This window comes from Leuconostoc aquikimchii (genome assembly GCF_040838325.1).
GTDB lineage: Bacteria > Bacillota > Bacilli > Lactobacillales > Lactobacillaceae > Leuconostoc > Leuconostoc aquikimchii.
Genome location: NZ_JBFPER010000001.1, coordinates 474,311 through 500,356, shown reverse-complemented (window position 1 = coordinate 500,356; position 26,046 = coordinate 474,311). Strand labels below are relative to the sequence as shown.

The 26,046-nt window shown below is 38.2% G+C and carries 23 protein-coding genes; 1 reads left to right on the top strand and 22 read right to left on the bottom strand.

Annotation, left to right across the window (positions count from 1 at the left end; genetic code table 11):
• Positions 1-50: 50 nt before the first annotated feature.
• The 18 genes from yajC to AB3K24_RS02470 all read right to left on the bottom strand — a co-directional run bounded on the left by yajC (position 51) and on the right by AB3K24_RS02470 (position 20,466).
• Positions 51-407: a preprotein translocase subunit YajC gene (gene yajC / locus AB3K24_RS02555; protein WP_367973653.1), complete on the bottom strand. Its 357-nt coding sequence runs from the start codon at positions 405-407 to the stop codon at positions 51-53.
• Positions 408-492: 85 nt separating this feature from the next.
• Positions 493-1,710, bottom strand: coding sequence for a tRNA guanosine(34) transglycosylase Tgt (gene tgt / locus AB3K24_RS02550; protein WP_367973652.1), 1,218 nt, complete (start codon positions 1,708-1,710; stop codon positions 493-495).
• Between the two features lie 110 nt (positions 1,711-1,820).
• Entirely contained in the window at positions 1,821-2,432 is a 612-nt protein-coding gene (locus AB3K24_RS02545) for a JAB domain-containing protein (protein WP_367973651.1), read from the bottom strand.
• 27 nt (positions 2,433-2,459) lie between these two features.
• Positions 2,460-3,860 (bottom strand): MFS transporter, encoded by a 1,401-nt coding sequence (locus AB3K24_RS02540; RefSeq protein ID WP_367973650.1) that lies wholly within the window; start codon positions 3,858-3,860, stop codon positions 2,460-2,462.
• Positions 3,857-5,038, bottom strand: coding sequence for a bifunctional folylpolyglutamate synthase/dihydrofolate synthase (locus AB3K24_RS02535; RefSeq protein ID WP_367973649.1), 1,182 nt, complete (start codon positions 5,036-5,038; stop codon positions 3,857-3,859). Before AB3K24_RS02535 ends, AB3K24_RS02540 begins: the two co-directional genes overlap by 4 nt.
• Before the next feature lie 95 nt (positions 5,039-5,133).
• A complete protein-coding gene (locus AB3K24_RS02530; protein ID WP_367973648.1) occupies positions 5,134-6,780 on the bottom strand; it encodes a DEAD/DEAH box helicase in 1,647 nt (548 codons plus the stop codon).
• A gap of 43 nt (positions 6,781-6,823) precedes the next feature.
• Positions 6,824-7,993 (bottom strand): serine hydrolase domain-containing protein, encoded by a 1,170-nt coding sequence (locus AB3K24_RS02525; protein ID WP_367973647.1) that lies wholly within the window; start codon positions 7,991-7,993, stop codon positions 6,824-6,826.
• A gap of 23 nt (positions 7,994-8,016) precedes the next feature.
• A complete protein-coding gene (locus AB3K24_RS02520) occupies positions 8,017-9,342 on the bottom strand; it encodes a UDP-N-acetylmuramoyl-tripeptide--D-alanyl-D-alanine ligase (protein WP_367973646.1) in 1,326 nt (441 codons plus the stop codon).
• 74 nt (positions 9,343-9,416) lie between these two features.
• On the bottom strand, positions 9,417-10,793 hold the full coding sequence (rlmD, locus tag AB3K24_RS02515; RefSeq protein ID WP_367973645.1) for a 23S rRNA (uracil(1939)-C(5))-methyltransferase RlmD: 1,377 nt from the start codon (positions 10,791-10,793) through the stop codon (positions 9,417-9,419).
• A gap of 154 nt (positions 10,794-10,947) precedes the next feature.
• A complete protein-coding gene (locus AB3K24_RS02510) occupies positions 10,948-11,214 on the bottom strand; it encodes a type B 50S ribosomal protein L31 (protein WP_367973644.1) in 267 nt (88 codons plus the stop codon).
• Between the two features lie 135 nt (positions 11,215-11,349).
• On the bottom strand, positions 11,350-12,636 hold the full coding sequence (locus tag AB3K24_RS02505; protein ID WP_367973643.1) for a UDP-N-acetylglucosamine 1-carboxyvinyltransferase: 1,287 nt from the start codon (positions 12,634-12,636) through the stop codon (positions 11,350-11,352).
• A gap of 81 nt (positions 12,637-12,717) precedes the next feature.
• Positions 12,718-15,174, bottom strand: a complete 2,457-nt coding sequence (pheT, locus tag AB3K24_RS02500; protein WP_367973642.1) for a phenylalanine--tRNA ligase subunit beta — start codon at positions 15,172-15,174, stop codon at positions 12,718-12,720.
• 2 nt (positions 15,175-15,176) lie between these two features.
• Positions 15,177-16,226 carry a phenylalanine--tRNA ligase subunit alpha gene (locus AB3K24_RS02495; protein ID WP_367973641.1) on the bottom strand — a complete coding sequence of 350 codons (1,050 nt, stop codon included), beginning with the start codon at positions 16,224-16,226 and terminating at the stop codon, positions 15,177-15,179.
• Between the two features lie 381 nt (positions 16,227-16,607).
• On the bottom strand, positions 16,608-16,976 hold the full coding sequence (locus AB3K24_RS02490; RefSeq protein ID WP_367973640.1) for a winged helix-turn-helix transcriptional regulator: 369 nt from the start codon (positions 16,974-16,976) through the stop codon (positions 16,608-16,610).
• Positions 16,977-17,047: 71 nt separating this feature from the next.
• On the bottom strand, positions 17,048-17,914 hold the full coding sequence (locus AB3K24_RS02485; RefSeq protein ID WP_367973639.1) for an ROK family protein: 867 nt from the start codon (positions 17,912-17,914) through the stop codon (positions 17,048-17,050).
• Between the two features lie 350 nt (positions 17,915-18,264).
• A complete protein-coding gene (locus AB3K24_RS02480; RefSeq protein ID WP_367973638.1) occupies positions 18,265-18,648 on the bottom strand; it encodes a VOC family protein in 384 nt (127 codons plus the stop codon).
• 62 nt (positions 18,649-18,710) lie between these two features.
• Complete coding sequence (locus AB3K24_RS02475; protein WP_367973637.1) at positions 18,711-19,445, bottom strand: fructose permease; 735 nt, start codon at positions 19,443-19,445, stop codon at positions 18,711-18,713.
• 4 nt (positions 19,446-19,449) lie between these two features.
• Positions 19,450-20,466, bottom strand: coding sequence for a zinc-dependent alcohol dehydrogenase family protein (locus tag AB3K24_RS02470; RefSeq protein ID WP_367973636.1), 1,017 nt, complete (start codon positions 20,464-20,466; stop codon positions 19,450-19,452).
• 181 nt (positions 20,467-20,647) lie between these two features.
• Here AB3K24_RS02470 and AB3K24_RS02465 point away from each other — a divergent pair, with 181 nt between their 5' ends.
• Positions 20,648-21,616 carry a LacI family DNA-binding transcriptional regulator gene (locus tag AB3K24_RS02465; protein WP_367973635.1) on the top strand — a complete coding sequence of 323 codons (969 nt, stop codon included), beginning with the start codon at positions 20,648-20,650 and terminating at the stop codon, positions 21,614-21,616.
• A gap of 33 nt (positions 21,617-21,649) precedes the next feature.
• On the opposite strand, the gene AB3K24_RS02460 is transcribed toward AB3K24_RS02465, so the two are convergent.
• From AB3K24_RS02460 to AB3K24_RS02445, 4 genes are all read right to left on the bottom strand, one after another.
• Positions 21,650-22,567 carry a phosphoglycerate dehydrogenase gene (locus AB3K24_RS02460; RefSeq protein ID WP_367973634.1) on the bottom strand — a complete coding sequence of 306 codons (918 nt, stop codon included), beginning with the start codon at positions 22,565-22,567 and terminating at the stop codon, positions 21,650-21,652.
• Between the two features lie 42 nt (positions 22,568-22,609).
• A complete protein-coding gene (locus AB3K24_RS02455) occupies positions 22,610-23,023 on the bottom strand; it encodes a cytidine deaminase (RefSeq protein WP_367973633.1) in 414 nt (137 codons plus the stop codon).
• 100 nt (positions 23,024-23,123) lie between these two features.
• Positions 23,124-24,911 carry an oligoendopeptidase F gene (gene pepF, locus AB3K24_RS02450; RefSeq protein ID WP_367973632.1) on the bottom strand — a complete coding sequence of 596 codons (1,788 nt, stop codon included), beginning with the start codon at positions 24,909-24,911 and terminating at the stop codon, positions 23,124-23,126.
• 95 nt (positions 24,912-25,006) lie between these two features.
• Positions 25,007-26,035 carry a competence protein CoiA gene (locus tag AB3K24_RS02445; protein WP_367973631.1) on the bottom strand — a complete coding sequence of 343 codons (1,029 nt, stop codon included), beginning with the start codon at positions 26,033-26,035 and terminating at the stop codon, positions 25,007-25,009.
• Between the last annotated feature and the right edge of the window lie 11 nt (positions 26,036-26,046).

Here is a 26,046-nt window from a genome sequence, read left to right as displayed (position 1 = left end):
TATATTACCATCCAAAAAAAGAGAGCTGTTTGCTCTCTACATTATACTGCTTATTTTTCTGAAGGCTTATCTGAATCATCCGTAATCTTTTCAACGGCATCCTCAGATGGCTTTAAATCTTCAACAGCTGTCTTGGGTTCAGTTGTTTCAACCTTTGGCTTGATTGTACGTATAGATGCCATGTCAAACGTTAAAATAACACCCTCTGCATCTAAATCAACCGTCTTGTTAGCTGTATCTACGCTGCTAACAATCGCATGCAAACCACCAATTGTTACAATTTCTGATCCTTTTTCTAAGCTATTTTGACGCGCTTCTTGTGTTGCACGTTGCTTTTTTTGCTGACGGTTCATAAACCAAAACATACCGACAATTATAATAACTGGAAAAACTAAACTCAAATTCATACGACGATTTCCTACTTTCTTTATTGTGTGGGCTATTACCGCATTCACACTATACCTTAATTATATCAAACTCTATGACATTTATTTAAAATAAACGTGCATTGGGCTTATTATAACCATATTCTTCCATAACGGTTGCTCGAAATGCCAACAAGTCGTCATTTTCAATCGCTGTCCGCATATCTTCCATGAATTGTAACAAATAACGTAAATTATGTTGCGACGCTAGTTGTGCCCCTAAAATTTCATTGGCATTAAATAAATGATGTAAATACGAACGCGTTAAATTTTGAAATGGATTGTAGTTTGGATTATCAAACTGACTTTGATTGCCAAACTGATTTGTTCTAATGGGATTGGCGGAGTAATAGCTCAAATCTGGATCTAATGGGGTAAAGTCATTTTTATACTTTGAATTTTTAATCACGACACGACCGCGGCGTGTCATGAGTGTCCCTTTGCGGGCAATACGTGTTGGCAAAACAGAGTCAAACATATCAACGCCTCGGATAACACTATCTATCAATGAATCTGGTGCAGCCACACCCATTAAATAACGGGGCTTATCTTCTGGTAGTAATGGCATAGTAAAATCCAGTACGCGGTTCATTTCTAACTTTGATTCTCCAACGGAAAGACCGCCAACAGCATATCCTGGTAAATCCATGCCAACCAACCCATTGGCTGACTCTGAACGCAACGCCTTAAATCCGGCGCCTTGCACTATACCAAATAATCCCTGAGAGTCTGGCTTTTTATGCGCTATTTGGGCACGATCTGCCCAACGCAATGAACGCTGCATTGAATCTTTAATATAGTCATAACTCTCAAAATAAGGAATTGCCTCGTCAAGTTGCATCATAACATCTGAACCCAAATTATTTTGTATCCGCATAGCCACTTCAGGTGATAAAAACATTTTATCACCATTCACATGATTTTGAAAAGTCACCCCTTCTTCTGCTAGCTTACGAGCATCCGACAACGAAAAGACTTGAAACCCGCCTGAATCTGTCAAGATTGCTTGATCCCAACCCATGTACTGATGCAAGCCACCAGCTTGAGCGATGAGTTCATCTCCCGGCCGTACCCATAAGTGATACGTGTTACTTAAAATGAATTGTGAACCAATATCTTTTAATTCACGTGTCCCAACACCCTTTACTGCCCCTTGTGTACCAACAGGCATAAACATGGGTGTTTCAAATGTACCATGTGGCGTATGAATACGGCCACGTCGCGCACCTGTATGTTTCTCAGTATGGAGATGCTCATACCATACTGCTGGTTTTTTATTTGTCATTTTATCCTCATTTATTGCGCAATTTTAGTCCATTCTATTTTACCAGTTTTGTCTTAACAAAAAAAGATTTTACCAAAAAACAATAAAATCTTTTTTAAAATGCAACCATTTTACACGATACTTTTTAATTGTGCGTTTTCCGACATACTCCAATAACTATCGCGTGTCACAATAAATGAATCTAACATTGGCACTGTCATTTGTTCCCCAAGTAACTTTAATCGCTGACTAAATTGCACGTCAGCATCGGACGGCTTCAAGTTACCACTAGGATGATTGTGTACTATCATAAATCCCAGTGCATTGGCATGTAATGCGCGTTGGAAAATTTCGCGTGGTGAAGCCTGTACATGCGTGAGACTACCAACAAAAATAGTTTCCCAGCCGATCACACTTAACTGCGCATCAAGTAGCGCAACACACAATTGTTCTTGCGGTAAATGACCAATTTGTCGTTGTGCATAATGACCAATTTCTTCTGAAAACTTAGCACTTAATAGTTTTGGACGTGTAGCCATAGCAATATTTTTACCAATATCTAACCCAATCAGTAGCGCCTTATTTTGCGTTGGATTTTGCGCAATAAAATCCTCTGCAGCATCATGTGTCATCTCATTTAAATCATAATCATTGGGGAAGTGACGTCGCAATTCCTGCAACGCATCTTTTCCATCTTGCCCAAGTACCCTATAAAATTTTTTTATTTGCTCATTCAAAGTCATTTTTCACCTCTATGAGATGATACGTCGCTAAAGACTTTTATTCACAGTTGTTAGCACACGAACAGAAACAATGACAGCTAGCGTCATTAAAATAACATCTACTCTAAACAACCAAGTTGCCCCTAAATGGGTCGCAGTAATTAATCGTTCTGCCGAATCCGCACGCTTTTGAAAAATCGAAATAATACCAGCCGCCATCGCAATGCCAACTGCTGCTGAATAATTGTTGGTGGCTGTAAAAATAGAATTCCCTGAACTTTGATACGCAGTTGGCACATGACTAATTGCATGGGTCATATTATTACCAAACCAAAAACCAAACCCAAGTTGAATCACCATAAAGCTAAATAACATCCCATATAAACTAATCGGTAACACTGCCATCATTAATGTTCCAATCATAATGAGCGCTAAACCAATCATTATTGGTTTGCGAGCACCATAACAATCGTAAATGCGACCTGATATAATAGCCATGAGCGCGTAGCCTAAAGCACCTGGCAACAATGCCAAACCAGCAACTTGTGAATCTTTAAACAAGACTAGTTGTATTGTCATTGGTACTGCATAATTAAATGTTAAATTAACGACTTGCATGATAAACGAAGCCGCAATGCTTAACGAAAATACTTTAAATTTGAATATATTTGTATTGAGTAACGGATTAGTCACATGCGGTGCATATACTAAATAACTAATAATGCCACCAAACATAATCACCAGTAACATCAAACTTATGATATTTGTGATACCGTGCGTACTAATGCGTTCAATGACAAAAATACCTGCTACAAAGAAAGTACTCAGCAATAACCACCCAACCCAATCTAACTTTTCTTTTGTTAAACTAGATACTTGTCGAATTGTGAACCAGCCTAGAATCAATGAGCCTATTTGGACTGGCAAAACAACCCAAAACACCGTATGCCAGCCAAAGTTTTGGGTTAAGTAGCCACCAAACGCTGGCCCAATCGCCGGTGCAAAAGAAATAATTAACGACCCTATGCCAACCATCGTGCCGCGTTTATTTTCTGGCACTTGTTCAAAAATGACGTTATACATGAGCGGCATGCCAACACCACCCCCAATACCTTGTAGTAGTCTACCAAACAAGGTCAAACCAAAATCACCACTCAGAGCATTAATCAGCACACCGGTAATTGAAATCACAGTTGCGACGATAAACTGACTTCGGTTCGTAAAACGTTTTTTTAACCACGGTGATAAAATAACTATCATACTCGTTAATAAAATCACGCCTGAGGTCAACCACTGAACTGTGCTTGATGTCACATCAAATTCTGTCATTAAAAGTGGAAAACTAACATTCAACGCTGTTTCCAACATGATATCAGAAAACCCAAGTAGACCTATCGCCACAACACTCAGAATAAGACGCATTGATAGTTTTTCTTCTAATTGTGTCATATTTCTTCTCGTACCTCACTAACAAAATATAAAGATCCGGTAAAAATCGTCATGTCTGCTTCACTTTGATGATATGCTTCACGCCAATTATCAGCTACTTGAACACCATATTTTTTTGCCACTGCTTCGATATCTAAACTATGCCGCCCATTTGGTCCAGTAAAGGGCACCAAAACAATTGTGAATCGCTTGTTTTTTAAAATTTCATCAAAAGCCAATACAACATTTTTATCCATTAAACTACCAATAATTAGCGTCATAGTCTTTGTTTGATATTCAGGCCTATTGAGTGATTCATAAAGCTTTTTTAAACCTTGTGCATTATGTGCCCCATCAATCATGACGCTAGGTCTTATTAATTCAAAACGAGCAGCAATATGACTATCATTTAACCCTTGCTGAATATCAACAGCTTTGATATTCATGTCAAATGCTTTAACAGCGGCCACTGCTGTAGCAGTATTTTGAATTTGATAGGTACCTGGCAACCCTTGTTCAAACACATTTAGTTGCCCTTGAATCAACGTACCACCTGCACGATTTGCAATCACTTGACGTGCTTCTTCAGGTAAATCACCAACAACGACTGCCATATCATCATGTATGATGCCTGCCTTTTGCCGCGCAATTTCTACAATAGAATTTCCTAATAATGATTGATGATCCAAGCCAACACTTGTAATTACAGCGACTTTTGTATTTGGCATCACATTAGTCGAATCTAGTTGTCCACCAATTCCGACTTCAATAACAACTGCATCTAATTTTTGCTGTGCAAAATACGTGAACATAATTGCTGTTAATACTTCAAATTCCGTCGGTATATCTGGTGCTAACTGTTTATCTACATATTTTAAAACTTCAGCTACTGCTTTAGTGGTAGTTAATAAATTCACTTCAGAAATAAGTTCATTGTTAACCTGAATACGTTCACAAAAACTAATAATGTAAGGCGAAACAAATAACCCCGTTTTATAACCTGCCACACGTAAAATATTACTCGTCATAGTAGCCACGGACCCCTTACCATTTGTTCCTGTGACATGTATAGCAGGTGGTAACTGATTTTGTGGATTTCCTAATGATTCAAGTAATACATACATACGAGCCATCGATTCTTTTCGACCCCCTTTTGGTCGCCCATGTATAAAACTAATAGCATCTTCAACTGTTTTCATTTCTTGCCTCCCTAATTTATAACAAAGCAACGAAAAACCGTCCAAATATTGTTTGGACGGTTTCATCGTGTTTATTAATTGTACTTAGTAAAATTTTAATCTTTTTCGCGTACTGTAAATTCACGACGTTGACGTGGTGCACCACCGCCATTATTTGAATGACGTTCTGTTGAACGGCCATCGCGACGCTTGTAATCGCTGAAACGACGTTCGCCATTCGATCCTGCACCACCTTCACGTGATGATTCACGACGTTGACCACCACCGTTACCAGTCGTACTACGTGAAGAATCACCATTACCACTACGACGATCACGGTTACCACGATAGCCACCGCCACCACCATTGTTGCCACGACGACGATCACCACCACGGCTACCGCCACTACTGTTACGTGAACCACCACCATTACCACGACGTCTTGGTAATGGACGTTCGCGCGTAATTTCAACTGGTGTATTTTGCTTTTCTAGATCAGCAACTGATGACAACAGTGCAGCAGCCAACTGTTCAGATGAATACTGTGCTGTTAATTTATCAACTTCTGATTGAATTTCTTTTGCATCAGCGGCATCAACAATTTTGTTAACTTCACCAGCTGCATTTTTAATTTTTCCGACACGTGCATCTTGTAATGAAGCAGGCTCCAAGGCCGTCATACGCTTCTTTGTAAGATCTTCAACAGCTCGCAAGTAGTCCATTTCGTTAGGAGAAACAAACGTTACCGACACACCTTCAGCACCAGCACGGCCAGTACGGCCAATACGATGTACATAAGATTCTGGATCTTGTGGAATATCAAAGTTATAAACGTGAGATACATCTTTAACATCCAAACCACGAGCCGCAACGTCTGTAGCAACTAAAATGTTGATTTCATGCGACTTGAATTGTGCCAAAACACGCGAACGCATTTGTTGCGTTAAATCACCATGTAAACCAGAAGCATGATACCCACGAGCTTCTAGGCCACGTGCTAATTCTTCGACGCGACGCTTTGTACGACCAAAGACAATCGCCAACGTTGGTGCCTGCACGTCAAAGATACGTGTCATTGTGTCAAACTTTTCGTTATCACGTGTACGAACAAAGTATTGATCAACCAAATCTGTTGTTAATTCCTTGGCTTCAATTTGAATATGTTCTGGATTCGTCATAAACTTAACACCGATACGCTTAATCGCTGGTGGCATTGTTGCTGAGAACAACAATGTCTGACGATCAGCAGGTGTATTCTTAATGATTGATTCAATATCTTCTAAGAATCCCATGTTCAACATTTCATCAGCTTCATCCAAAACTAATGTCTTAACATGCTCAATCTTGACCGTCTTACGGTTGATATGATCGAGCAAACGGCCGGGTGTTCCAACCAATATTTGTGGATGTGACTTCAAATTTTGAATTTGACGGCGAATATCTGCGCCTCCAAAAACAACTTGAACATCAACATGCTTATCATGACCTAATTTTTTCAATTCCTCAGCTGTTTGAATAGCCAATTCACGTGTTGGTGATACAATTAATGCTTGAATATTTTTGTTATCTAAATCAATATGTTCTAATATTGGTAAACCAAAAGCTGCTGTTTTACCTGTTCCCGTTTGTGCTTGACCAATAACATCTTTACCAGCAAGTGTTAACGGAATCGTCTTTTCTTGGATTGGTGTTGCTTCGACATAACCATGTGTTGTAATGGCATCTAAAATATCCTGTGATAAACCTAATTCACTAAACTTCAAAATTTTTCTCCTCTGCGCTCTTTTGGCGCGTAAGCAATTAAAATCAATTCACAATTTTAATCGCTGTCATTTGTGTAAATAGTCGCTTAGCCAGTGGTTGCCAGCTTTTCCCTCTTGTATTAACATTACTCATCAAGATCACCGCATCTTGCCCATTTTTTGTCAGTATTACGGTTGGCTCAAATCCCAATATAACACCATGTCCAGTACTGTACTTGTCATAATGATACAGACCGGCCGCATAGCGACTAGATACGGGGTGTTGCCACATCGTGTGCAATGCATTTTCATTTAACATCACATGGTCAGTTAACAAACGATAAAAAGTGTACAAATTACCAGTAGTCATAGCCATATTACCAGTACCAGTTTCCATAGCATAGGCTAGTGGACTATCTGATGCTAATTGGCTGTAGTCAAGGTCTTTATAACCAATTGTTCGATGTTTATTTCTCACAAAATCTTTATAATCTGACACATCCAAATGGTATTTTTGATTGAAAGTTTCATTGAACAGTTCTGAATAATTTTTATGTGTAATTTGCATCAGAATGCCAGACAATAAGCGATAATTAATCGCTTGATATGACCAATTTGGTGAGCTGACTACCGTCGTATGTTTTGCATCAAACGCAACATTTTCTGCATCCGTTGTAAACACATTAGCATTAGCTTTTTCCGTCAACCCACTTGTCATTGTGAGCATTTCTTTAATCGTCACTTGATTAGCATCAGGTATGTTTGGATAATATTGACTCAGTGACGTGTCAAGGTGCAATTTTCCTGCACGAACCTGTTGCATAATTAATGTCGCAGTAAAGCCTTTTTGGATTGACGCAATTTGATACAGTGATTGTGCATCATTCAATCTATTTTGTGCCTTATTAGCATAACCAAAACCTTTTTGTAAAATAACACGATTATGATGAACCACTAGAGCAGTACCAACAAAGCCAGATTCCTGCAATTGGGTATCAAAACCAACTGCCAAATCATTATTTTTTAAAAAAACATTTTGGTTTAAATTTTTTACAATGCTCTTAGTTACTGGCTTATAGGTATGTTTGACTGTTTTTGTTTCACCTACCGCAGTTGTTGGCTTATGCTTTATCAAACACAAACTACAAATGAACAAAATTATGACAACTAATGTTACTAATAAAACACGTTTCCATACGCGACGTTTCATGCGATAATGCTGTGTACGTTTCACTATTGCATCCCCAATACAAAAAATCATTTCATTAATGCGTTAACAACGTTTTCTAGGTGTATACCATGACTTGCTTTTAACAAAATAACATCACCTGTCTCACCTAACTGTTGTAAATCTGAGATTAACTCGGTTAACTGGTCTGTTTCATATTGATGAAGATGCTTTGAATCAAAATTTTGCTTTATCAATGGCGCCATATTTTCGTTAAATAATCGACCAACTAGATAAATACCATCAACACTTGTATCCAATACCTTTTGTCCCAAACTGGCATGCAAATCACTTGCTTGTTCGCCCAATTCTAACATATCACCTAATACAATGTATTTATGTGGTGCGGGTATTGCTTCCAATGTTGCCAAAACCGCTGCCACCGCTGTTGGATTTGAATTGTACACATCACTAATCAAAACCACACCGCGAGCTGTGACAAGCCTTTCTGTGCGATTCTTAGTCAAATCAAATGTTTGTAGCGCTTTTGCGGCTTTTTTTAAATCAATATGTAATAAGATACCCGCTGAAATCGCTGCGAGCGCATTCATAATATTATACCTACCAATTAAAGAAATTGCAAATCGGATATGTTGATAGTCAAAAATTGTGTGATCTGAAACCATTTCAATTTCATGAAATCCTTGACCAAAAAATGATACTTTCTGTTTAATGTTGACTTGCGTTAGCAATGGCTCATCAAACGGGATAAGTAGCACACCATCATTTTTCAAACCACTAACGATTTCTAATTTTGCACGTGCAATGTTAGCACGTGTTTTAAAAAATTCAATATGAGCCTCGCCAATCATAGTAATTATTGCAATATCTGGTTTGACTAAATGAGACAATATTGTTAATTGACCTGGTCGATCCATCCCCAACTCAACCACCAAAACCTCTGTATCTTCTGGCATCATAAGTAACGTCAGTGGTACGCCAATGTCATTATTAAAGTTTTCTGGTGTTTTAAACGTTTTATACTCTGAAGACATAATTGCCGCTAACATGTCTTTTGTCGTAGTTTTACCATTGGATCCAGTAATAGCAATTACTTTTGGATTGACCTGGTTACGACGATATTTACCTAACTGCTGTAAAGCGCTTAATGTATCATCAACTATAATTGCCGGTATTTCAGCATTTATCACATGTTTATTGTCAACTAATACCGCAACAGCCCCATTGTCTAGTGCACTTTGAATATACTGATGACCATCGTTATCAGCAACCAGCGCCACAAATAAATCACCCGCTATTACCTGCCTTGAGTTAAACGCTATGCCTGTTATTAACCCGTTTCCCTGAGTTGGTGCTTTTAATATATCACCAACTTCTTTGATTTCATAGTTCATTTGTTCTCCAAAATAAAAATGCTTGTTATTTTTTTAAATGTTGTCAATTCACGATAGACGATACTTCTATTATATCAAGAATTTTTCTTAAATATTGCAATACATTCAATATGGGATGTTTGCGGAAACTGATCAACTGGAAAAATCGGTCCATCAATATGGTAACCTTTTTGAATGATTTCGGCTGCATCACGGACTAACGTTACTGGATTACAGCTGATATAAACAAATTTATCCGGCCCCATTTCGGTTGTTGCCTGAATTAAATCACTGGTTAATCCACGACGTGGTGGATCGACAAAAACAACATCTGGTTGTAACCCGGCATCCTGCCATTTTTTAAACTGTTGAGGCGCATCAGCAAGAATATACTCCGCGTTGTCAATATTATTTGCTCGCATATTAATTTGCGCATCTGCTACTGCACCCGGTATCACTTCAACACCGATCACCTGACAAACACGTTTGGCAATCGTTATACCAATTGTACCAATACCAGAATAGGCATCAATCACAGTGTCTGTTGGCTTGAGCGCTACTTTTTCTGCCGCTAGCGCATATAATACTTCAGTTGTCTGTGGGTTAACTTGATAAAACGAGTTCGGTCCAATAATAAAATCGTAGCCAAGTAAGGTGTCATGAATGGCATCCTCTCCCCAAAGCGTTCTATTATTGGGACTTAAAAGGACAAAATCTTGCTTTGGGCTATCGTTAAAAATTAAACTTTTAAGTTCCGGCAATTGTGCCACAATATCAGTCACAATTTCCTTTTCGAAATTAATAACTGCATCGTTTGACACGAGTACAATCATTAATTCGTGTGAATAGTAGCCACGCCTGACCATAATATACCTGATAGCCCCTTTTTCAAAATCAGGGTCAAATGCAGTAATTTTATATTTTTCTAACACATCACGCACTTTAATAATAGCTTGATCAATAGCTTGATCATTAACAAAATAATCTGTCATCGGCACCAATTCATGGCTACCACGACGATAGAAACCACTAGTTAAATGGCCTGCTTGCCACTTAACTGGCACAATCGTTTTGTTACGATAATAGGTTGGATTTTGCATGCCAATCGTCTGTTCAACCGTTACTGCCATATTTTGATCTTGAAATAGCCTTTTAATTTGATTTTGTTTCAATTCAAGTTGCGCATCGTATTTCAAATTCACAAGCGGTGCTGTACCAGCATCAATCAAATATTGACGATGACTATCTTGACGTTTACTTGATACTTCAATTCTTTCAACAATTTTGGCATAACCTGAAAACTTGTCGACTTGAATCACTTCTAAAAGTACTTTTTCGCCTGGAATTGCATCCGCAATATATAATGGATAGCTCGGTGTTAAGTAGACAATTCCCATGCCGTCAATACGTATATCGTCAATTTTTACTGTTATTTTTTCATGCAATTTTACTGGGAGAATTGTTCGCGCCATAATATCACTATATGTAGTGATCAAGTTTTTAAGATAACACAATTAAACTGCGCACCATCACTAACTTGATTATCACCAGATACTTTCCCTTCTTAGTTATAATATACAAAATAAAAGCGTTCACTAAAGTGAACGCTTTTATAAGAACAATTGATTATTGGTCTTCATTGTTCTTGAAGCCAAATCCAGCAAATTTCTTGTTGAACTTGTCGACTGCACCATCCGCTTGTGTAAACTTCTGCTTACCTGTGTAAAATGGATGTGAGTCTGATGTGATATCCATACGGATAACTGGGTATTCTGTACCTTCAAAATCAGTTGTATCGTTTGATGTCACAGTAGAAGCTGATAAAAACTTCTTGCCTGTTGTTGCATCAAGAAAAACAACTGCTTGATACTTGGGATGGATTTCTGCTTGCATGGTAATTTCTCCTTAGCGCCCTAATACTTCTGTACCAGAGTCAGTCTATAACTAGTACATTTTAGCATGTTAAAAATTAAATTGCAACAAACTATTATACTGGTTATCATCATTTTGACGTTATTTGTCGTTACATTAAGGCATGAGATTGATTAAATCAATGCCTTCAATTGAAATTTCAGCACCTAAGTGCGTCAACTTATCTTGAATACGGTCATAACCACGTAAAATATGATCTGCATCATTAATAACAGTTTCACCTTCAGCCATAATAGCTGCAATAATCAATGCCGCCCCTGCTCGAATTTCAGCTGCCTCGACCTCTGTTCCAATAAGGCGCGGTGAGTAATTGATTCTAATTTTACCAGGTTTTTCAGAATCAATATCGCCACCCATACGTCGCAGTTCAGCAATATGCTTGACCCGTTTAGGATAAATCGTATCTTGAATGGTACTTTCACCGCTCGCCATTAGCAATAACGGTGTAATTGGTTGTTGTAAATCTGTTGCAAAACCAGGATAAGGCATTGTTTTAATAGTCACTGGTTTCAAATCATCTGACTTATAGACATGAATTGTGTCTTCACCGATGTCTAAGTTAACACCCATTTCTATTAACTTTGACGTGTATGATTCCAAATGTTCTGGAATCACATTTTTAATCGTTACACCATCGCCAAAAGCTGCAGCCATACTCATGTATGTGCCCGCCTCAATACGATCCGGAATTACTGTGTGGGTATTTCTTGCTTTTAAGCTTGGCACCCCAGCAATACGAATTGTATCCGTTCCAGCACCACGAACGTTAGCGCCCATATTATTTAAAAATGTCACAATATCAATAATTTCTGGTTCGCGTGCCGCATTTTCAATCACAGTCTGGCCTTTAGCACGCACTGCAGCTAAAATAATATTAATTGTGGCACCAACTGATACTGTATCTAAGGCAATGCGAGCACCAATCAAACCATGCTCAGTTGCATCAATATGGATAATGTCATTACTCTCAGTAACGGTTGCACCCAACGCTTCAAACCCTTTGATATGCTGATCTATTGGGCGTCTACCTAAATTATCACCACCTGGAAACGTAACGGTTGCACGATTAAAACGTCCCAGTAGCGCACCCATAAAGTAGTAAGAAGCACGTAGTGACTTAATCGCCCCACTTGGTAGCTCACTTTCTCTAATGTGCGTTGGATCAATATCTAAATTACCATTCGCAAAAACTGAATGAACATTCATTGCATTCAAAATCAATTGCAAATTTTTCACATCTAGAATTTGTGGTACCGTATCAAATTTGACAGGTGTGTCAGCCAAAATAGCAGCTGGAATGAGTGCAACTGTTGAATTTTTTGCGCCACCGATCGTGACTTCACCATGGAGGCGTTTGCCACCGCGTACAATTATTTTAGCCATGAATTTTCCTTGTAAAAGTTATAGTCCAACCCTAATTATACCGTGAAACTGGACGTAACTCAAATTAAATTAGAAACTAAGTTAACGCACTTCAACATTAAGTTGCGCAATCAAAGCATTTTTCACCCGCTCAAAGTCTAAATTAACCTCTGCTTCAACTAACGTTTCCTCATTATCTTGATAAGTCAAACTATATGCCAATGATCGTTTACCATGGGGCAAATTTTCGCCAGTGTACACATCAAACAACGTGACATCAACTAATTTGTTACTAGCAGTGCGACGAATAACTGATTCAATATTAGCGTGTTCAATGCTTTCATCTGACAACAAAGCCACATCACGATTCATTTGAGGGAACCGCGAAATCTTATGATACTGCACATCACTTTTTGCCGCAGACATCACGGCAAATAAATTCAACTCAAAACCAAAAACAGCTGCCAATTTTTGTGATTTCGTGAGTAGTGGATGGATTTGACCAACAAAACCAAGATATACCTCTTCAGCATAAATATCCGCTGTTTGACCAGGATGCATATTGACATGTCGGTCTGTTGCAACATATCGGACATTTTCGACACCAATTTGATCCAAATAGGCCGCTACAATTCCCTTAATATCATAAAAATCAACAGCACGTGCTGTCTTCGAATGCTGCCACTGTGAGTTCGCTTGATTCCCAGTTAAGACACCAGCAACATGTTCAATTTCAGTTGGTAACTCGTTATCACTATTAGCAATAAATACACGTCCTTGTTCATAAAGCGCAATATCATGAACAAAATGATTCACATTGTAAACAACATCTTCTAGCAAACCTGCTAACAAATTTTGGCGCGCAGTCGTTCGATCAGAGCTCATAGGATAATCCAAAGTAACAACTTTTTCTGTGCGGTCTTCGGCAAATTGTTGTGCCTTTTGAGGCGTTGTCAACACATAAGAAATGGCTTGATTTAAGCCTAAGCTTTCCATAATGCGACGACTTGCTCTTATTTTTCGTTGTTGTTCAGTTAATTTTCCAGGTGTTGTGGGTCCATAAGGCAATGTCACTGGTAAATTATCGTAGCCATACAACCTTGCTATTTCCTCAATCAAATCTGCTTCTATACTCATATCTGCTCGTCGTGCTGGCAGCGTTACTTGAATGTCGTGTCCATTGTTTATATAGTTAAATGCTAACTGTTTGAAAAAACCGGCAATATCTTCTAATGTTAACTTAGTGCCTAATATTTGATTCACACGCTCCGCAGTTACTGGCAAAACAATGTTTTCGCGCTTAGTATCGACAGCAGTCACACGCCCGCGAGCAACTTGCCCGCCAGCCAGATCATCTGTTAAACTGGCCGCATGATCTAACGCGGTAAAGGTTGCATCCCAATTAACACCACGTTCAAAACGTGCCGATGCTTCGGAATGCAAATTATGTCTGCGCGCTGTGGTACGTACCAAACTCGGATTAAAAATAGCGCCTTCTATCACAATATTTTGCGTATTTTCGTCAACTTCTGAATCTAGTCCACCCATAACACCAGCTAACATCAAAGCCGCATCATCCGTTGCAATAACAATATCTTCACCAGCACGCAAATCGCGTTTTTGACCATCCAATGTCATTAACGCTTCACCATTTTCAGCCCGGCGCACATACAATCGTTGACTATTTAGTTTGTCTAGATCAAACGCGTGTAAAGGTTGTCCATACATTAGCATCATATAATTAGTGATATCAACTATATTATTGATTGGACGCATACCAGCGTTCCATAACTTTTTTTGCAACCAAAGTGGCGAATCACCCACTTTGACGTGATTAACAACGCGCACCGCATATTTAGGCGCCAAACTGTCATCATCAACCACAACAGACACTTGATCACTTGCAAGCGTTTCATATTCTACTAAATCAAAATCCGGCACTGTCACTGATTGTTTAATCATGGCACCAAACTCATAAGCTGTTCCTATCATTGACAACATATCTGCACGATTTGGGGTCAAATCTGTGTCCAAAACAGGTTCTGTCATGCCCAAAACCTGCAACGCATCATCACCTGGATGAATAGAATCACTGCTATTAAACACATATATTCCCGTTTCAAAGTCTTTTGGTGCAATTTTACTGTCAAAACCTATTTCCTGCAAAGCTACCAACATGCCATTAGAATCTTCACCGCGCAATTTGACCGGCTTTAGCACGTTTAATTCGCCAGTTTCATGATTAATGATGTGTGCCCCAACTTTTGCTAACACCACAAGTTGTCCTTCAGCGACATTCGGCGCTCCAGTGACGACTTTAGTTAATGTCGGTTCCCCAATATCTACTTGTGTTATCACCATATGATCTGAATCTGGATGAGGTATAACTGACACGACTTTTGCAACAACAAGCCCCTCTTGGCGCCTAGCTAGGGTCGTCGTGTTAGAAATTTCGACACTTGTCCGTTCAACACGTTCTGCTAAATCTGCAACAGCATCGACATTCAAATCAATGCTGTTATTCAAATATTCATTTAACCATTTTAAACTCGTTTTCATACTTAATTACCCTTTCGATTGAATTGTGACAAAAAGCGCACATCATTTAAATAAAATTGCCGAATATCATCAACACCATATTTGAGCATCGCAAATCGATCAGGTCCTAAGCCAAATGCAAACGCTGAATATTTTTCTGGATCAATACCGTCCATCCGCAACACATTCGGATGCGTCATGCCGGCTCCTAATACTTCAATCCACTCAATGTCTTCTGGCTTCATATCTGGTGTCACCTCATTCCAAGACACATCTACTTCAACAGAAGGCTCTGTAAACGGAAAGTAAGAAGGGCGCATACGAATTTGATGTTTTTCACCAAACAATTCCTGCATGATTGATAATAATGTGCCTTTTAAATCAGCCATCGTAATATTTTCGCCAACAACCATGCCTTCAACTTGATGGAATTGATGTGAATGCGTCGCATCATCCGTATCACGACGATAGACCTTCCCTGGTGCAATCATCTTTAAAGGCCCTTTAGAAAAATCATGTTTTTCTAAAGATCGTGACTGTACTGGTGAAGTTTGCGTACGAAGTAATATTTCAGGCGTAATATAAAATGTATCTTGCATATCACGCGCTGGATGATCCTTTGGTAAATTTTCTCGTTCAAAGTTATACTCATCTGTTTCAACTTCAGGTGAATCAACGGTATCATCGATAATCTCAAAGCCCAATCCCAAAAAGTGCTGCTCAATGTCATCAATAATTTGTTGTAACACATGGGGTTGACCAACAGTATGTGCACTGCCAGGCAGTGTGACATCTATTGTCTCTGACGCCAATTGCACGTTCAATTTAGCCGCTTCAATCGCTGCTTTTTTCTGCGCCAACATGTCAGTAATTGTTTGACGTACATCGTTACCAATTTCACCAACTGCTTTACGATCTGCCGGCATCACATCTTTCATGCCTTTTAATAAGCCTGTCAGTTGCCCCTTTTTTCCTAACAAACTGACACGCAGTGATTCAATATCTGCCCCTGTGGCGTTAATGCGTTCAACTGCTTCGGTTTTGAGTGTCGTTAGATCTTCAATTAAACTCATAAATATGTCCTTTCGATTCTGTATATCAGTTATTATTTGCTTAAAAGTAAATAATAACTGATATGCATGTAATAAAAAAGTCCCATGCTGTCTTAAAAGACAACATGGGACGTTAACTACCGTGGTACCACCCAAATTTCTGGACTTCACCAGCTTTAACGACTGTAACGAAGCCACACGTTGGTGATTAACCCAAACACTCCTGACTGAAATTCACCACATTCTCTACCATGATACTTTCACCGAAAATATATCACTCGCTTTGGGTAAGAACACAACTACTAGGCCATTCACAGTGTACGTTATTCAAAAATTTAAATTTTTTATTCACAGCTAACTACCAATAAGTTAAAACACAACAAATGGCACGTCTTTAGTATATCACGCAATACCATTGATGTCTTCATGTTTTTCTTGTGCCACATTATTATATTTATCGGACCATTCATGTATAGCTGCCATCATTGGTCGCATTGCTTCACCAGCTGGTGTTAGTTTGTACTCAATTAAACTAGAATTCTCATAAGTCACTCTGTTTATCAAGTGATCCACTTCCAATTCTTTTAAACGTTCTACCAATACACGATCAGAACAAACCGGAATTGTACGTGAAATTTCTAAAAAGCGTTTAGGCCCACCAATCAACAATGCTTCGATAATTAAACCATTCCACTTGCGACCAAGAATTTGGAAAGTACTAGTGAAATTCTGACAGAGTAGGTCTTCTGTATGTTCTGCTAATTTTGCCATGTTTTTATCCTCGCAATTATTGATGAGTTAATAATAACATAGAATACCGCCATTAACAAAAAGTAAGCAAATTAAAGTAATGTTTTAGCGAGGTAGAAGCAACCTAAAATACCAGCGTTATCACCGTTTGCTACGGGTACAATATACTCCTCTAGATCAGGCACTTCAAGATAGTCACTCATTTGTTCAGAAAAGCTTTCGCGAATTAATGGGAATAATATGTCACGATGTGGCACACCACCACCCAAAATGATTTTCTCAGGACGTAGGATCATCGTGTAATCCAATGCTGCTTGTGCAATATAATAAGCTTCGATTTTCCAAGCAATATCATCGTCCGGAATTTCTTTGGCACTTACGCCCCAACGTTCTTCAATTGCTGGTCCGGCAGCTAATCCTTCCAAACAATTGTCGCCATGGAATGGGCAGTGACCAGCATAATTATCTTCTGGATGCTTCTGTAAGAAAATATGTCCAGCTTCTGGGTGACCATAACCACTAAGGAGATGTCCATTTGAAACGATTCCAGCACCAATACCAGTACCGACCGTCAAATAGACCATATTTTGGACATCTTTAGCTGCACCTGTTTCAAACTCAGCCCAACCGGCACCATTAACATCTGTCGTCCAAAAGAAAGGAATATCACGCCAGGCTTTCATACGGCCAAGAAAGTCATAACCTGACCAACCACGTTTTGGTGTGTCTAAAACATAGCCATAAGTTTGTGAACCGACAACAATATCAATTGGTCCAAATGCTGCAATCCCAATGGCATCAATATCTTCAAATTTGTCAAAAAATGCAATCACTTGATCTAATGTCTTTTCACCGTCTAGCGTTGGAAACGAAGTTCTCTCAACAACGTTATAATTCTCATCAGCAACAGCAACAACAAACTTTGTGCCACCTGCTTCAATTGCACCTAATAATCCCATGATTTTTCCCTTTTCCTCTACAGTTTTCCAAATCCACATTACCTTTAACTATCGTCGTTACTCAGTCACTTAAAGTTAAAACATCGCTAATTAAATGGTTATGTGAAAATCATATCGCCTTATTTTGACTTAACATGTATATTTATTTTTTAAAATATATAAAGCGCTTACATATCTAGTTTAATCGATTTGAACACGATATGTCAAGCGCTCAACAGCATTTTTTTAAACTTTATGTCAATCACCTGTTTTACGGTTGAATGACGCTATTGCAACGTGGAAAAAAACCTCCTTAGATCACACACCATAAACTAGGCGTGCCATCCAAAAGAGGTTTAATCAACAATCTTTTACTTAACAATCTCACAAAATTCAACAATAACAGCATCTGGTCCTTCTATATTAAAGAATTTAATACCTTTTTCCCAAAAAGCCAAATGTTGTACTTCAGCATCAATCAACTTAAAGCCTTCTGCTTTTGCTGCAACAAATGCTTTATCTGCGTCTGTTGTATCCATTGAAATATGGTTAATAGCACCAGGCTTACCAGCAACTTCATCTTGTTGCCATGTTTCGATCACTAGATTTTCACGTTGCATAAAGATGACGTTGCCCACCGGAAAATCACCAGCTTTTTTAAAGCCTAGTTTTGTCCAAAAACTCTCAGCAACTGCTAAACTTTTTGTTGGGATACCAATATGTTGTACACCTGAATAATAATCTGAAAATGACATGTGACACTCCTTCTATAATTTACGTTCATAGTGGCTGAATATTTTCCGTCTCTATCTTTTAATCAAATACCTTGATGTTTGAGATTAGGAAAGACAAACTTGTCTCCCCAACCTGTTATACCACCTTGAAATAGAAAGGCGAAAATTGTTCCCAACCCGTAATTTGAAAAGTCAGGTAGCATGAAAATCGCGATAATACCAATAATTGTGGGTGGAATATAAGATGCCCACATTGCTTTTGCTGCAGAACCCTTGAAATATTTAAATCGTAGAATTTGCATCAAATCATCAGCTGGATGTAATATCAAATTAGCACGTTGATAAATTGATATTGCTAGTGCAATCATAATCACACCGACAAAGTTCAAAACAGTATAACCTATTGTCATACTAATACCCTGTGCATCTGGTAATACTTTTGAAAACATATCAGCAAAGAAACTAATTAGTAACGAGAAGGGTACCATAAAAGCAACGTTGCCCACAAATTTTTTCCAATTAAAGTAGCCTTGCAAAAAAATATTTAAAATAGCAATCAATACACCTACAACAAAGAATATCCAACCTAAACTAGCACTACTACCGCCAAAAGCTGCTTTATTGAATCCTGCTTGTGCAGCAGTCCAATAAGCTGATCCTAAAAAAGTTGGATGAATTTTTTGACTGGTAACGACTGTAAGCACATTACCGGCCGCGTTGATTATCAAAGAGAAAACAAAATATGATAAGGAAGCGCCAATCGTAAGCGTACGACCTGGATTACCGGTCGCCTTAGTTGTTACGTTTTTAGCGGTCATATTATTATGCCTCTTCTCCACCAACCTTCACAACGGCCTTTGAGACAACCCCAAGCTTACCGTTCACGAAGTCATCAACAGTGTTGTAATCTAATTCATGAGACATAAGAGATTCAACATCCAACTTACCAGATGATAACAAAGCCAATGAATCTTCAAATGCATTTGGATTGATAAATGATCCTTGAATCGTCAATTGCTTTTGGAAAATTTCATAAGTATTCATTTCGAATTTAGCATCAGGACCGCCAACACCAAACATCAACACTTGACCACCACGTGCGGCGGCTTCAATAGCTGATTCTTGTGTTTGTGGCATACCAACAGCTTCAATGACAACATCATATTCGCCATCAGGGATCTTGTCACCCTTCATTGTATTATATATGTTTTTAGCACCGAACTTTTCTTTGTTCATTGCAAGCTTTTCGTCAACAATACCAGCCAAATCAACTTGGTGAATACCATATGCTTGCAAAAGTTGAACAAATAATTCACCCATGAAGCCATCACCAATAACCAATGCCTTTTGGTAAGGTGTTACCTTAAGCAATTGGATACCATGAACAGCACATGAGATAGGTTCAACAACAGCTGCAGACTTCAATGATACATTGTCAGGAATTGGGTAAACAACTGAAGCAGGTGCTGTGAAATATTCTTCAAATCCGCCATCGCGTGTTACGCCAACAGCTGACAAATTCTCACATAACTCTGGACGACCTGTACGACAGAACTTGCACTGACCACAGTAAATGTTAGGATCTACCGTCACACGGTCTCCTACCTTCACGTTTGTAACAGCTGAACCAACCTCGGCAACAACACCTGAATTTTCATGTCCCAAAACAATTGGAGGCACGGCTGGTGCGGAACCTGGCAAGCCAGCATACAATGCATGATCTGTACCACAAATACCAGCAAATGCTGTATGGATACGAACCTCGTTTGCTTGAACTTCTGGAATTGCAAGATCTTGTAATTCCAACGACTTAATGCCTGTTAATACTAATGCGTCCATTATGACTGCTCCTTTTTTGTGATCTTAGTCACTTACAAGGACAATATTAACCCTTTAATTTTTCATTGTCAAGCGTTAAATAGCAAAATAATCAATAAAATTACCCTTAAAAAAAGTGTATAATATATTGTGTAAACTCAAAAAAACAAGAGATTGTTCTCTTCGCCCTTGGAGGCCTATAATGGTTGCAAAATTAAACGACGTCGCTGAATTAGCTGGCGTCTCTATTACAACGGTATCACGTGTCATTAATAATTATGGTTCTCTAAGCAAAAAAACAATTGATAAAGTTCATGCCGCAATGCGCGAACTGCGTTATCAACCAAATGCGATGGCCCGTTCACTACAGGGTAAATCATCCCAATTTATCGGCTTAATTTTTCCAAATATTCAAAACCCCTTTTTTACAGCTTTAACGAATGAAATTGAACAACTTTTATTTGAAAAAGGCTACAAAGTTATTATTGCTACTAGCGCCAATAATGTCGAAAAAGAGCAACAGTACCTTCAAATGTTAGCAGCAAACCAAGTTGAAGGTATTATCACATCTTCGCATAACCTTGATATTGAAACTTATAATGACACTTTCTTACCAATTGTGTCATATGATCGCTATCTCTCAGAAAACATCCCCATTGTATCTGAAGACAACTACCGTGGCGGTTATCTACTTGGTGAGTACCTTGTCTCAAAGGGTGCCAAAAATCTACTTATGCTATCTGATGATGATTCATCTAATTCACCAACTACCAAACGTTATCAAGGTTTTTCAGATGCTGTTAGTCCGCATAGCCATTTAATAACTCAAAATAGCAGTTCAAACATTATTTCAACAAACGATGACATTAAAACGATTGTTAATTATGTGATTTCTGAAAAAATTGATGGTATCTTTGCGTATAATGACATTATGGCTATTCAACTGCAAAATGCCTTGCGACAGGCAAATGTCCTTATTCCAAAGGATGTTATTGTCGTTGGTTATGATGGGTCACCTATTGTTCAATTACTGCACCCAGACCTACCTACAATTATCCAACCAATCCAACAAGCCGCTCAACGTTTGATTGATACCTTATTTCATGAAATTGATAATCAGGTGCCAACCGAATCCGGTATGCTCCCTGTTAAATTACATATACCAAAATAAAAAACAGCCCCGAATATAAAACGGGGCTGTTTTTTAATTTACTTTAAAAAATGGTTTTTGATCGTTCAATACTCGCACAATTTCTTCTGCCGCAGTAAGTCCGACTGTATCGAAAGCTTCACGAGATTTTGCTGCAACATGGGGGGTTACAAAAACATTCGGTAAGGATAATAATTCATTCTCTTCACTAATTGGCTCAATAGCTACAACATCCAAACCAGCCCCAGCAATTTCGCCAGACTTCAGAGCGTTAACCAACGCTTGTTCGTCAATAACAGTTCCTCTACCAATATTGACTAGCACCGCATTAGATTTCATTTTTTTGAAGACAGTCGCATTGATCATATTATTTGTTTCAGATGTTGCAGGCAGTGCCATTACCACAAAATCTGATTGCGTATAAATCTCTTCAAGTGACGCCATACGCCCATTTTTAACCACTTTATTATGCCGAGCATATGCCAATACATTAACGTTAAATCCCGTTAACAGCTGATCAATTTTTTGACCAATGGCACCAAATCCTATTATACCAACCGTTTTATTCGTAATTTCTTGCCCTATTTTTACTTCATTGACGTCTTCAGTAATGCTCAGACGTTGCTGATAAAATAAACGGCCCGCCATTAACATATGCATAATAGCTGTTTCGGCTACTGCCGTTGCGTTTGCTCCTGGCGTGTTCGTTACGACAATATCATGTGCATTGGCATCATCTAAATTCACATTATCATAGCCAACACCATAACGAGCGATCACTTTTAGTTTTGGCATTTGAGCTATAATTTTTTCTGATATAGGATGCATCATCAAGATCATACCGTCCGCATCTGAGTGGGTAATGAAGTCATTATCATCATGTTGTTGATTTGAAATCACTTCTATACCATTTGATTCCAAATAAGTGATAGCCGTTTGCGCAATACCATCAAATACTAATACTTTTTTCATGCTGTCTCCCTTACTATTTTAAATGACTCACTGTAATCCCTGTTAATTTAATGTGTTAAATGCACCAGGCATTAACGCAGCAATAGTGGTTTTAATTTCTTTACCACTGTCATTAATTAACCAAATTGGCATATCAGGTTCAAAAAATTCTACCATCACTTGTCGACAAGCACCACAAGGCGCAATCGGTTCATCAGTACGCCCAGCAATAACCAGCCCTTTAAATCGTCTGTAACCAGCAGCAATCGCACTAAAAATAGCCGTTCTTTCTGCACAATTTGTTAAACCGAATGACACATTTTCGATATTGACACCTTTAAATATCGTATCATCATCTGTTAATAACGCTGCACCTACGGGGAAATGTGAATAGGGCGTATATGTCTGGTTAAGCGCTGCCAGCGCCACTTCAGCTAACTTTGGTGGCATTGTTAATTCTATTTGTTTATTATTCATGACTACTTCACCCTATTCATCAATACTTTTTGAGTTAATAAAGCAAAAAGCTGTTGTTTATTTTTAAGTATACATCTTATAATTGCCAATGACGCAATACCTACTTAACTAACAATGATTCCAATTGATTTAATCGCACTTCAAAGACATTGAATGCCTGCTTTAAATAATCTGCTTGACTCATATCCACGCCGGCTTTTAAAATCACATTCAAAGGATAGTCCGATGAACCAGCTTTTAAGTAGACTTTATAATCTTCTGCGCCACCATTTTTAATAATACGTTCTGCCAATGTTGTCGCTGCTGCTTCACCTGTCGCATATTGATAAACATAGTAATTATAATAAAAATGTGGTATTCGTGTCCACTCATAGGCAATTTCTTCATCTGGGAATAAATCAGGGCCATAATATTTTTGGTTAAGTTCACTATAATATGTGCTCATTTTGTCAGCTGTCAATGCTTCACCTGCTGCACTTTGCTCATGAATCCAATTTTCAAATTCCGCAAATTGCGTTTGACGAAAGACGGTTCCTTTAAAACCATCAAGATATTGGTTCAAAACATATGCCTGGAATTTTGGATCATTATTTGTTTTTAGTAAATAATCTGTTAGCAAACTTTCATTAGTTGTCGAGGCAATTTCCGCTAAGAAAATTGGATAGTCACCATAATGATAGTCTTGGTTATGGCGTGTTAAATAAGAATGAACAGAATGTCCCATTTCATGGGCCAACGTATAAACATTATTTAAATTATTTTGCCAGTTTAACAAAATAAAAGGATTTGTATCATAAGTACCACTCGAGTATGCGCCCGAACGTTTACCTTTATTTTCAATCACATCAATCCAGCGTTCATCAAATGCTCTTTTAACAACCTCAAGATAATCTTGACCTAATGGTGCTAAAGCAGCTAACACGATTTCTTGGGCCTTCTCATATGTGACGTCAAAATCAACTTCATCCACCAATGGCACATACAAATCGTAACTATGTACATCCGTCACACCTAGAATTTTTTTACGCAATGAGACAAAGCGATGCAACAATGGTAAATTAGCCGCTACCGTTTGACTTAACGTATCAAAAACAGTCGTTGGGACGTTGTGTGGTAAAATAGCCGCTTCGCGTGCTGAATTATAATGGCGTACTTTAGCTAAGAAGTTATGTCCTTTAATATGAGATGATAAAGTTGACGCAAATGTGTTTTGCAAACCAATGTAACTGTCATACAATGTTTCAAATGCTTCTCGACGTAAATCACGTGACTTTGATTCAAGTAGTAAGCTATAAAGACCATTAGTCAATGGCACAGTTTTACCATCTTCTGTATGCACATCCCCAAAAGTTATGTCTGAATTATCAAGTGCACCAAACGTGTTCTCTGAGGCATTAAAAATATCACCCACACCAGCTAATAATTTTTCTTGTTCGGCAGGTAAAGTATGTGGCTTTAAAGCACGTAATGTTTCAAATAAATGTGCGTACTGTTGTAAGCCATCAGTCGTTAAATAAGCTGCCAGTTTATCATCAGGTATGTTTAAAACTTCTGGTTGAAAATAAGCTGTTGCCTGGCTTACTTCAGCCCAAAGTGCTTGTACCCGTGAATTGAAAGCTGCATATGATTGATTTGTCGTATCTTGATCATAAATTTGATGCGCATAAACATACACCTTTTCCAATTCACGTTCTATTTTCAAGTCAGCCTCTAGGGCTGACTGTAATAATGCAGCTGAATCGCCAACATGTCCAACAAAACGACTCAACATTTCAGATTCCTGCTTGACAGCAGCAAAAGCCAACTCCCAATCATTATCAGAAGCAAAAATTGTAGACAGGTCCCAAGTAAGATTTTCAGGTACTTCATTGCGTAATAATTGTGCCATAGTATTAACGTGCAGCTCTGACTTTTAAGGTATATTCATTTTAAAAGGACAGACTGACATTTCTCCTCTACATGATATAATATCTTATTTTATCACTATTTTCTCACTTTACCTAGTTTTTGTTGCATTGATTCGTACCATGTAGGCATACGCTGCACTAAGATGTATTGCCCTTTTTGAACAATATAATTTTGTTGTGCCAATTCATTGATGAGCTTAATTGCTTGTTGCTTTTTGAATATAATATCACCTAAGACATAATTTATTAATTTATCCGTCAAAATACCTTGATGGATAACATTGCCAACACCTATGCGTTCAATCAGTAATAATGCAAGCAGTCGCCACTGCCAGTTAGGAATGGATAAGCCAAAATGACTGCCTTGATGAATCCAAAGTGGGGCATGAAGCAGCCGGCGATTATGTTGATAGAGATGACGCACTAACTTTTCATCCACACGTTTTTGAATAATTAAATTTTGTAGCTTATAGATATGCTTCTTAATATCACTGTGCACTACGTTATCACTTGTTATCATTTCAAATAAATGATGACTATATTTTTCGATATACCGTACACGTTCAAAATCATATTTTTTAAAATGTGTACGGTGCACAAATTTTTCGATATCTGGTAAATAAAAAGTCAAATTTCCTCGTATCAAAAACTTTAAAATTGTGGTTTGCGTCATATTTTTAACATGATAATTATTTCCTAATATCCAGATGACATTAATATGCTGACTTTCATAACCTGCATTACGTTGATCAATTTTTTTTTGCGAAATTGGACTGCATTGATATTCAATTGCAATCCGTTGATTATCACGTGCCATTAAAATATCAGGTCGTTGGTTAATTTCTGGTATCACCGCTTCAATTTTAACATCGCCATACTGTTGTAAATGCGTCGCCAACTGTAATTTCCCAGCTAAATGCTGTGTCGTTTCATTCTCTGAAAATGTTGCGCAAGTTGATTGCGCATAATGAGCGAAATGTTTTTGTTTGATATCGCCACTTTTAAGTATGACCTTTTCATTACAACCAGGACATACGAACTGTTGCTTTTTAGTGGCATCAGTTGCTCTCACATATTTTTGATTTTTATTAAGTGCTATGATCATAAAAAGCACCT

Excerpts from the sequence above, each read along its gene's own strand:
- yajC (WP_367973653.1), bottom strand. The coding sequence starts at position 407 with ATGAATTTGAGTTTAGTTTTTCCAGTTATTATAATTGTCGGTATGTTT.
- tgt (WP_367973652.1), bottom strand. The coding sequence starts at position 1,710 with ATGACAAATAAAAAACCAGCAGTATGGTATGAGCATCTCCATACTGAG.
- AB3K24_RS02545 (WP_367973651.1), bottom strand. The coding sequence starts at position 2,432 with ATGACTTTGAATGAGCAAATAAAAAAATTTTATAGGGTACTTGGGCAA.
- AB3K24_RS02540 (WP_367973650.1), bottom strand. The coding sequence starts at position 3,860 with ATGACACAATTAGAAGAAAAACTATCAATGCGTCTTATTCTGAGTGTT.
- AB3K24_RS02535 (WP_367973649.1), bottom strand. The coding sequence starts at position 5,038 with ATGAAAACAGTTGAAGATGCTATTAGTTTTATACATGGGCGACCAAAA.
- AB3K24_RS02520 (WP_367973646.1), bottom strand. The coding sequence starts at position 9,342 with ATGAACTATGAAATCAAAGAAGTTGGTGATATATTAAAAGCACCAACT.
- rlmD (WP_367973645.1), bottom strand. The coding sequence starts at position 10,793 with ATGGCGCGAACAATTCTCCCAGTAAAATTGCATGAAAAAATAACAGTA.
- AB3K24_RS02510 (WP_367973644.1), bottom strand. The coding sequence starts at position 11,214 with ATGCAAGCAGAAATCCATCCCAAGTATCAAGCAGTTGTTTTTCTTGAT.
- AB3K24_RS02505 (WP_367973643.1), bottom strand. The coding sequence starts at position 12,636 with ATGGCTAAAATAATTGTACGCGGTGGCAAACGCCTCCATGGTGAAGTC.
- pheT (WP_367973642.1), bottom strand. The coding sequence starts at position 15,174 with ATGAAAACGAGTTTAAAATGGTTAAATGAATATTTGAATAACAGCATT.
- AB3K24_RS02495 (WP_367973641.1), bottom strand. The coding sequence starts at position 16,226 with ATGAGTTTAATTGAAGATCTAACGACACTCAAAACCGAAGCAGTTGAA.
- AB3K24_RS02490 (WP_367973640.1), bottom strand. The coding sequence starts at position 16,976 with ATGGCAAAATTAGCAGAACATACAGAAGACCTACTCTGTCAGAATTTC.
- AB3K24_RS02485 (WP_367973639.1), bottom strand. The coding sequence starts at position 17,914 with ATGGGATTATTAGGTGCAATTGAAGCAGGTGGCACAAAGTTTGTTGTT.
- AB3K24_RS02480 (WP_367973638.1), bottom strand. The coding sequence starts at position 18,648 with ATGTCATTTTCAGATTATTATTCAGGTGTACAACATATTGGTATCCCA.
- AB3K24_RS02475 (WP_367973637.1), bottom strand. The coding sequence starts at position 19,445 with ATGACCGCTAAAAACGTAACAACTAAGGCGACCGGTAATCCAGGTCGT.
- AB3K24_RS02470 (WP_367973636.1), bottom strand. The coding sequence starts at position 20,466 with ATGGACGCATTAGTATTAACAGGCATTAAGTCGTTGGAATTACAAGAT.
- AB3K24_RS02465 (WP_367973635.1), top strand. The coding sequence starts at position 20,648 with ATGGTTGCAAAATTAAACGACGTCGCTGAATTAGCTGGCGTCTCTATT.
- AB3K24_RS02460 (WP_367973634.1), bottom strand. The coding sequence starts at position 22,567 with ATGAAAAAAGTATTAGTATTTGATGGTATTGCGCAAACGGCTATCACT.
- AB3K24_RS02455 (WP_367973633.1), bottom strand. The coding sequence starts at position 23,023 with ATGAATAATAAACAAATAGAATTAACAATGCCACCAAAGTTAGCTGAA.
- pepF (WP_367973632.1), bottom strand. The coding sequence starts at position 24,911 with ATGGCACAATTATTACGCAATGAAGTACCTGAAAATCTTACTTGGGAC.
- AB3K24_RS02445 (WP_367973631.1), bottom strand. The coding sequence starts at position 26,035 with ATGATCATAGCACTTAATAAAAATCAAAAATATGTGAGAGCAACTGAT.